The sequence below is a fragment of the Yoonia sp. genome, from assembly GCF_017854415.1.
GTDB lineage: Bacteria > Pseudomonadota > Alphaproteobacteria > Rhodobacterales > Rhodobacteraceae > Yoonia.
The window spans coordinates 1-8,491 of sequence record NZ_JAFMHR010000127.1 but is presented as its reverse complement, the minus strand read 5'-3'; the positions used below and the strand labels follow the sequence as shown (position 1 = coordinate 8,491).

The following is an 8,491-nucleotide window of genomic DNA, read 5'->3' as shown; positions in this document are numbered from 1 at the left end:
GTCAGCGATCGCCCTCGCTGCAACCGTCATATTCTGGTTATGAGTCCTGAACCTAGGACTGGCGACAGATGATTGACGCCGAAATCAGTCGCGACACTTATGCGCAACAGACCCGAGGGCGCAGACTGCATGGACGTAACAAGTGCGTCCGCTTCGCCAGCGTCGTTCAGCACACGGCGCGCACGGTCATAGTATGCAAGGCCAATTTCGGTCGGGCTTACCCTGCGGGTGGTCCGGTTCAGTAAACGCGCCCCAAGGCGCGTTTCAAGCGCCGAGACATGTTTGGACACTGCAGATTTGGAAATGCCCATTTTTTTGGCGGCATCCGTAAACCCGCCTTGGTCGACAACAGTTGCGAAGGCCTCCATTTCTGTCAGACGATCCATACGTGATTCCGATCTCATCAAATACTATTCTTGAGTACCTTGACGATCAAATCAGGCAAGAATGGGACAAATGCCTGACAATAAGGGGGTATGAATCGGCTTTGGTGCCAATCTGGAAACAGCGAAACAGTAGAAATTGCTATAGGATTAAGGCGAATACCCCAATTACCGGCACTGCCTCAATACGTTGATTGACCTTACGTCACAAAGCGGCCGCGAGCCTTGTTCCTTGGTCGATAGCGCGTTTTGCATCAAGCTCTGATGCGACGTCTGCCCCGCCTATGACGTGCACACTGCGCCCTTTGGCAATCAAAGCATCGGCCAAACGGCGTTCTGGCAATTGCCCTGAACAAAGCACAATTGTGTCTACTTCGATCAAACGGGGATTTTCGCGCGCTTTGCCGTCACTGACGTGCAAGCCTGCTGCGTCGATCTTTTCATAGTTCACACCACCGACCATTTTAACGTTCTTCATTTGCAAACCAGCACGGTGAATCCAGCCCGTTGTTTTACCTAACCGCTTGCCGAGCTTTTCGGATTTACGTTGTAATAGTGTGACTTGCCGTGTCGGGGCGTCTGGTTGTGGGCCTTCGGGGCGCAGACCGCCGCGCGTTTGCGCAGGGTCGCCGACGCCCCATTCTTGCAGCCATTCGGCAAGGTTTTCAGTTGGGCTGTCGCCTGTGACAAGAAATTCGGCAACATCAAAACCAATGCCGCCAGCGCCGATAATGGCGACCTTTTCGCCGACCTTTGCTTTGGCGCGTAGCACGTCGATGTATGACAGTACGTTAGGGCCGTCTTGACCGGGGATCGCAGGGTCGCGCGGGGCGACGCCGGTTGCGATGATGATTTCGTCGAAGGGCGCAAGCGTATCGGGTGTTGCGGTTGTTTCTAACTGCAAGGTAATGCCAAGCTTTTGCACCATCGTACGGTAGTAGTCGACAAGGCCCCAGAATTCCTCTTTTCCGGGGACTTGTTTCGCCATGTTCAGTTGGCCGCCAATTTCGCTCGCTTTGTCGAATAGCGTGACAATGTGGCCGCGTTCGGCGGCGGTGATCGCGGCTGAAAGTCCCGCAGGGCCCGCGCCCACGACGGCGATTGTTTTGGGTGATGGTGTCGTTTCGACCGTCAGTTCTGTTTCATGGCATGCGCGTGGGTTCACGAGGCAGGACGATAGTTTGCCACTGAAGGTGTGATCAAGGCACGCTTGGTTGCATGCAATGCAGGGGGCGATTTGCGCGGCTTTCCCAGCGGCTGCTTTTGCCACGAAATCAGCATCGGCAAGGAACGGGCGCGCCATGCTGACCATGTCGGCGCAGCCATCGGCCAGCACGCTTTCGGCAACTTCGGGCATGTTGATGCGGTTGGATGTGATGATGGGGATCTGGACTTCGCCCATCAGCTTTTTGGTCACCCAAGTAAAGGCACGGCGTGGAACGGATGTCGCGATTGTGGGGATGCGGGCCTCGTGCCAACCGATGCCGGTGTTCAGGATCGTGGCACCTGCGGCCTCGACTGCTTTGGCAAGCTGAACGACCTCGTCCCAAGTGGATCCGTTGGGGATCAGATCAATCATGGACAGGCGGTAAATCACAATGAAATCGGGACCGACGGCGTCGCGGACGCGGCGCACGACCTCGACAGGAAAGCGCATGCGGTTTTCATATGACCCGCCCCAACGGTCGGTGCGTTTGTTGGTGTGCGTCACCAAGAACTGGTTAATGAAGTAACCCTCTGATCCCATCACTTCGACGCCATCATAGCCCGCTTGTTGCGCGCGGCTGGCAGCGGTGATGATGTCACTGATTTGCTTTTCGATCCCGTCCTCATCCAGTTCTTTTGGCGGAAACGGAGAGATCGGGGATTTGACCGCAGAAGGCGCGACGCATGCGGGTGAATAGGCGTAGCGACCAGCGTGCAGGATCTGCATGGCGATCTTGCCGCCTGCATCGTGGACGCGGTCGGTGACAATGCGGTGGTTGGTAATGTCGGCGTCATTGAACAGCCCTGCTGCGCCCGGAAAAACACCGCCCTCGGCGTTGGGGGCCATGCCGCCTGTGACCATCAAACCAACGTCACCGCGCGCGCGGGCCGCGTAGAATTCGGCCACGCGGTTCCAGTCCTTTGTTTCCTCTAGTCCGGTATGCATTGACCCCATCAGCACGCGGTTTTTCAGTGTCGTGAACCCCAGATCAAGGGGTGCCAATAGATTTGGGTAATGCGTCATTTTGTGCCTCCGGTTTGGACGGATCATGGCCAATGTCTTGTGTGGCGTCACCCCTAAACGCCGCGTCATCGTGCAATGTGCAGTGCAAATTTGACGCTGGTGTTAAGGATTGACGCAAAGCAGTTTTGGTTTCACGCTTATGCTGAAAAGGAGACCCGCTATGGAAGCCAGCTTTTCCCGTCGCGATTTGTTGACCCCCGCGCAACTGCGTAGCTTATCGGAACGATCTGATTTGCAAGGCGGTCTTCAAATGGCCAGCCATGTGGGGGCGATTGTCCTAGTGGGCATTTTGCATGCGCAGGCGATGGGGACAGGCTGGGTTTGGCTGACGGGGCTTGCTTTGGGTGTGTTGCTGAACTTTCTTTATGCAGCCCAGCACGAGTTAAGCCATGCGACGGTGTTCAAGACCCGAAAACTGAACGAAGTATTTGGCCGCATCATCGGCTTTGTCCAGATTTTCCCGCGTGATTTCGATCAGATCATGCATTTTGCACATCATCAATACACCCAAGATTGGGCGCGTGACGGCGAACTGGTGCGCGAACCCTACACCTTGCGCACCTATCTGATATGGATGAGTGGTATCACGTATTGGCGCAACCGCTTTTTCGGTGTGGTTCGCCGCGCGAGGGGCATTGTGATAGAGCCGTTCATCAGGGTCGAAGAAGAATCCCGCGTGATCCGTGAAAGCCGCCTGCATGTTTTGGGTTATGTGGTGATTGCCTTGCTTTCGGTGATGTTCACCTCTTGGGCGGCGCTGACGTTCTGGTTGTTGCCGATGCTGCTGACCAAGCCGATCCATCAGTTGCAGAATACGATCGAGCATCTGGGGCTAAGCCACGAGAACGACATCATGGAAAACACGCGGTCTACCCGCGCCAATGCGTTTCAACGCTGGCTTTGCTGGCAGATGCCATACCACACAGCACATCATACGTTTCCCGCAGTGCCGTTTTGGAAGCTGCGCGAACTGAACGAGAAGATCGAAAATAAAGCGGGTAAAGTACATCGCATGGGCTGGTTGGAATTTCAGCGCGAAGTGATAGGCAAACTAAAGGCCAAGGACGAAAGCCAATACCCGATGGACGAGGTCTGGGTGATCCCACGGTCGGGTGGACGGGTTACGCGGATGCCCGCCGAATGAGGCGGTTGCAGGTCTATACATCGCTTTGGGCGATGCAGCCGCATGATCAATCGGGGATAAAGCTGCCTTACGATCAGGTTTGCGAGTTGGTCGCGGGTGCTGGATTTGACGGAATGGCGATTGATCTGGGGGCCTCTGACGTGGCGGTCGCCCATCAGGTACGCCCGCATATGCAAGCCAACGGGCTGACGCCTTTGATCGTGGCCTTTCCCAAGACGATAGACAGCCTTGAGGATACGCTGCATATGGCGGCAGATTTTGGGGCGCCTTTTGTTGACGTTATCGGGCAGGTGATGCCTGTCGCACTGGATGACATGGTACCAGTGATTGAGGCATGGATGGTGATGGCTGACCGCATCGGTGTGCCTGTGCAGTTTGAAACGCACCGCAATTGTATCACCAACGACCTTTATACGACGCTGCAACTGCTGGACCGTATCCCAGAGATGCGGATTTGCGCGGATCTGTCGCACTATGTTGTGGATCGGGAGTTTTGGTATCCTTTGTCGGATCACGACATGGGCTTGATAAGCCGGATTCTACACCGCTCGGACAGTTTTCAGGGGCGGGTGGCATCGCGTCAACAGATACAGTTGCAGCTGGATTTTGCGCAGCATCAAAAATGGGTAGAGCTGTTCAAACGTTGGTGGCGCGAGGGTCTTTCTGATTGGCGCGCGCGCAACCCAGAGGGTGACTGCATTTTTGTATGCGAGCTGGGACCGCCGGAATATGCGATGACCGATGCGCAAGGCCGGGAGATGTCGGATCGCTGGGCCGAGGCGCAACTGATTATGGGCTGGGTGCGTGAAATGTGGGATGAATTGGGCGGTGATGGGTAAGCGAGGCCTTTGTGCGTTTGCATCCTGCAAGACACGACCGGAGACAGCATTGAACGGGTCGTGACCAATTGGCCGACTATAGCAGATTCAACGACATGCTTCGGCTACAACTGCTGGTTAAGCCCTAGGCTTTGGGACATGTAATTCAGGTCCCGATAAAGCTGCATGTTTTGTCTAAACGCTCTGGTTTGCAGACGCTGCGCCCAGATCGCTTTAATTTCGAACGTGGTTCGCCGTTTTTCTGGTCATATTGAAGCTCAGGTATGTTTTCAGACCTGATTGGGGATTACGACTATGTGTTTTGATTTGTTGCGGCGTTTTAGAAAAGCCCAAGACGGTACGGCAACGATCGAGTCATTGCTTTGGATGCCTATCTTTTTTTCTTTTTATTCATCTTGATTACCGACGTATCGTTTCTTTTTACGGAAAAGCGCAAACGCTGCGCATTATCCAAGACGGAAACCGGGCCTATTCGGTTAATCGTTTCGACACGGACGCAGAGGCGAGCGCGTACATCCAAGGGCAAATTCGGGTGTTTTCGCCACAAGCGACCGTCATTACGACTGTCATAAACGGCATCATCCAGACTAGTGCCACATTGCCCGCAAGCGATCTTATGGCCGTCGGAACAATCCCGAACTTTCTGAGTTCCGAAATATCCGTAACGTCCCAACAATTTATGGAGGATTGATCCATGACTTGCTCAGGATTCAAAAACACACGCACTTTCATCCAAACCTTCAAAGACGATGTCAGAGGCAGCATGACTGTTTTTGGACTGTTCTTCTTTTTGTTCTCGGGCATCTTGGGGGCAATCGCTCTAGATGTAACCTTCTTGTATGCTTCGCGCACACACCTGCAAGTTGCCGCTGATCAAGCTGCGCACGCGGCGCTTTATAATCTTACAGTCGTTGGAAAAGATGATGTGCAGTCCAAGCTTTCTGCAATTGAAATCGTTCAGGCGACGCTTCCTCTTGGAAAAAATGGCGTGACTATTACCCCGGACGACATTGAGTTTGGTGATTTTGACGATGCAACAGGGACTTTCTTGGCCGATGAAGACGGGGTCGGCGCCGTACGCGTCCAGACGTCGTTCTCTGACCTGAATGCGAACCCCGCATCGGCATATCTTTTCCGCCTGCTAGGATCTGATAGCTTTGAAATCTATACAAGTGCGACATTTGCGATTTATGCACCGGGTTGTTTGAATGAAGGTTTTGTCGCCAACGGCATTGTCGACATGCAAAACCACAACGTTTTCGGCGCAGGGTTCTGCATCCATTCAAATTCAGAGGTCCAACTTCAAACGAACAACGAGTTCAAACCCTGAGCGACTGTTTCGATGCCCGGCGGCAGAGCGACGGTCGTTGTGCCAGGAGACAAGGTCGATGATGTCGAGGGTTTGGCGGCCGCGCTTGCTGACGATCAACTTGATCTGTGGGTTCTGTCACGCATCGAGAACATGGCTTACCAGTACCAGAATCCAACCGGCACTGATTTTCCCAATCCGGGTGTTTCGGGCGATGAAATTGGGTGGCCGTCTTACATTACAAACAGAACCCCGCGGCACATGGGGATTGTCGGTGAGATCGATTCCGCTACGCTCACTCCCTGCGGTGTCTATTTTGTAAACTGCTCGAACGCAAACAAGGGCTTGACGATCAATAGTGGGAACGGCCCTTCGGCACAGGAACCCGTCGAAGTTGTTACAACGACTAGAAATGGTAAAGGGAACGGAAACGGAAAAGGCGGCTACAGCGGTGGCGGCACATCACCCCTGCCGGTTCTAAGCGAAGTTATCGTTATAACGCCGTGCCCTGTGACGTTTGGACAGGGAAGCAATGTGCAAAATGCGCGGATCATTTCATTGTCCGACAGTTCAAAGAGCTTCAGTGGATCTAGCGGAGTTTCACTCGGTTCGCTTGATGCTGATGGCTGTGAAGAAAACGGTGCGCAGTTGGTCACAATGCGCGATATGCACTTCGCTGCCAACTTTGCGGTCTACGGGTCTCAGATTTTTTCAATGGGGAATATCAAGTTTGCTGCCACCCCCGGTGCGCCAATAGACTTTAAGGGTATCCCTGTCGTTGCTGATGGAGAAATTGATATGACGTCACACGTCAGCGCACAGGCGGGTTGTAACCCTGGCGGTGCTGGTCGAGATATGCCCATAAGTTGGTGACGGCCTTCATCAGGCGGCGTTTTGAAGTTGCTTGATCCCGTCCTTGAACTCAACCCCCTGAATGACCTCGGGCAGACGGTTTGGCCCGGAGATCTTCCGCCACTTCTTCTTAGCTGACATCATCAATCTGAAGACCATGGCCAGGGCAGTCTTGCGGTTCAGGCATCCCCTGGTTTTTCGTGTCCGGTTGCGGACCGTGGCAAAGACACTCTCAATCGGGTTCGTGGTCCTGATGTGCTTCCAATGCTCGGCTGGGAATTCGTAGAAGGCCAGTAGTTCCGCGCGGTCTTTGACCAGTTTGGTGACGGCTTTCTCGTACTTCATACCATAGGTTTGCACGAAGAGATCGAAGGCCGCGTTGGCCTCCTTTTTGGTTTCAGCCATCCAGATATCCTGAAGATCAGATTTCGCCTTTTCGTGCAGCGCTTTTGGCATTGCGCCGGTGACATTGGCGGTCTTGTGAACCCAGCATCGTTGTTCGCGGGTCGTGGGGAAGACGTCCCGCAGCGCAGTCCAAAACCCAAGTGCCCCGTCGCCAATAGCGAGCTCCGGCGGCACCGCTAGACCTCGCTTCTTCAGCCCGTTCAGCAAGTCGCGCCAGCTGTCCGCGTTCTCCCGGAACCCGTCCATGATAGCCAGAACGTCCTTATCGCCGTATTCATCAGCGCCGATAATCACCAGCATACATTGACGATCGCCATCCAGACGCGGCGTGAAGTAGACCCCGTCCGCCCAGATGTAGACGTAGCGTTTGCCCGCGAGGTCGCGCTTGCGCCAGATCTCGTATTCTTCCCACCACGCAGCCTTCAGCCGTGTGATGGTCGATGAGGACAGCCCCTCGGCATCAGGGCCCAGAAGCGCCGCCAGCGCCTCGCTGAAGTCCCCCGTCGAGATGCCCTTCAAGTAAAGCCAGGGCAGCAGTTCTTCGACCGACTTCGCTTTGCGCAGATAGGGCGGAACCAACGCCGAGCGGTACTTGATCTTGCTGCCGTCCTCATTGGCCCCTCGGTCGCGAACGCGCGGTACCTGCACAGGAACCGTCCCGATACCGGTCATAACCTCGCGCTCTGGCAAGAACCCGTGGCGCACAAGGCGCTGGCGGCCTTCCTCGTCCAAAAGATGCGCGTGCTCTGCAATGAACGACGACACCTCAGCCTGGATGGCCGTGTGCAAAAGCGCCTTTGCGCCATTCTGGATCACTTCCGTCAGCGGATCCGGTGAAAATTCTGATGGCAGTTCGAATGGTACAACAGTAGATTTGGCCATGGTGGCATATCCTTTCTCTTTGAGAATGACGGCGCTTCGACACCGCCATGATATGCCGCCTACTTCAGACCATCACCAACTTTCGGGCATAACTCTGCTGGTCACGCGATAACTGCTAGCTACTTCCGTATGGTGCGCTAGCGCCTATCGGTGTTGCGCGCTGGGCAATCCTAGTCCGGCAAAAGTGGACATATCCAGTTGTTGCGGAATCCAGCATGGCCGGCCCACTTGCGGCATTTTCCTTTTGACATGAACACCCCCGCCACGTTGCCGTGACGGGGGTTAAAGTACGCCTGAGGAGGGCGGGTTCTTATGGCAGCAGAACCGCGTCAATCACGTGGATGACGCCGTTGGATGCGATGATGTCTGCGGTTGTGACGTTGATGTCTTCGACCTTCACGCCATTACGGCCGTCGATGTGCACGTCCGCACCATTAACCGTTGCAA

Annotated in this window: 7 protein-coding genes and 1 pseudogene; 4 read left to right on the top strand and 4 right to left on the bottom strand. The window is 54.7% G+C overall.

Annotated features, from left to right (window positions below; genetic code table 11):
- Positions 1-50: 50 nt before the first annotated feature.
- Together QZ197_RS13025 and QZ197_RS13020 are read right to left on the bottom strand one after the other, a co-directional pair.
- Positions 51-386 (bottom strand): annotated as a pseudogene (locus tag QZ197_RS13025) (LysR family transcriptional regulator); the annotation flags it as partial.
- A gap of 202 nt (positions 387-588) precedes the next feature.
- Positions 589-2,613 carry an NADPH-dependent 2,4-dienoyl-CoA reductase gene (locus QZ197_RS13020; RefSeq protein WP_296432465.1) on the bottom strand — a complete coding sequence of 675 codons (2,025 nt, stop codon included), beginning with the start codon at positions 2,611-2,613 and terminating at the stop codon, positions 589-591.
- A 160-nt stretch (positions 2,614-2,773) separates the two neighbouring features.
- Between QZ197_RS13020 and QZ197_RS13015 the strand changes: the two genes are divergently transcribed.
- The 4 genes from QZ197_RS13015 (at position 2,774) to QZ197_RS13000 (ending at position 6,778) form a co-directional block, all read left to right on the top strand.
- Positions 2,774-3,757, top strand: a complete 984-nt coding sequence (locus tag QZ197_RS13015; RefSeq protein WP_296432464.1) for a fatty acid desaturase — start codon at positions 2,774-2,776, stop codon at positions 3,755-3,757.
- Complete coding sequence (locus QZ197_RS13010; RefSeq protein ID WP_272146587.1) at positions 3,754-4,596, top strand: sugar phosphate isomerase/epimerase; 843 nt, start codon at positions 3,754-3,756, stop codon at positions 4,594-4,596. The genes QZ197_RS13015 and QZ197_RS13010 overlap by 4 nt, the downstream gene beginning before the upstream one ends.
- Before the next feature lie 694 nt (positions 4,597-5,290).
- Entirely contained in the window at positions 5,291-5,926 is a 636-nt protein-coding gene (locus tag QZ197_RS13005) for a pilus assembly protein TadG-related protein (protein WP_296432463.1), read from the top strand.
- A gap of 12 nt (positions 5,927-5,938) precedes the next feature.
- A complete protein-coding gene (locus QZ197_RS13000; RefSeq protein WP_272146585.1) occupies positions 5,939-6,778 on the top strand; it encodes a hypothetical protein in 840 nt (279 codons plus the stop codon).
- A gap of 9 nt (positions 6,779-6,787) precedes the next feature.
- Here QZ197_RS13000 and QZ197_RS12995 read toward each other — a convergent pair whose 3' ends face one another.
- Both QZ197_RS12995 and QZ197_RS12990 read right to left on the bottom strand, forming a co-directional pair.
- On the bottom strand, positions 6,788-8,044 hold the full coding sequence (locus tag QZ197_RS12995; RefSeq protein ID WP_296432462.1) for an IS256 family transposase: 1,257 nt from the start codon (positions 8,042-8,044) through the stop codon (positions 6,788-6,790).
- A 310-nt stretch (positions 8,045-8,354) separates the two neighbouring features.
- A partial coding sequence (locus QZ197_RS12990) for a fasciclin domain-containing protein (protein ID WP_296432467.1) occupies positions 8,355-8,491 on the bottom strand: 137 nt, incomplete at its 5' end.

Bases quoted from the DNA above. Each gene is read 5' to 3' on its own strand.
- QZ197_RS12995 (WP_296432462.1), bottom strand. From the start codon at position 8,044: ATGGCCAAATCTACTGTTGTACCATTCGAACTGCCATCAGAATTTTCA.
- QZ197_RS13005 (WP_296432463.1), top strand. From the start codon at position 5,291: ATGACTTGCTCAGGATTCAAAAACACACGCACTTTCATCCAAACCTTC.
- QZ197_RS13000 (WP_272146585.1), top strand. From the start codon at position 5,939: ATGCCCGGCGGCAGAGCGACGGTCGTTGTGCCAGGAGACAAGGTCGAT.
- QZ197_RS13015 (WP_296432464.1), top strand. From the start codon at position 2,774: ATGGAAGCCAGCTTTTCCCGTCGCGATTTGTTGACCCCCGCGCAACTG.
- QZ197_RS13020 (WP_296432465.1), bottom strand. From the start codon at position 2,613: ATGACGCATTACCCAAATCTATTGGCACCCCTTGATCTGGGGTTCACG.
- QZ197_RS13010 (WP_272146587.1), top strand. From the start codon at position 3,754: ATGAGGCGGTTGCAGGTCTATACATCGCTTTGGGCGATGCAGCCGCAT.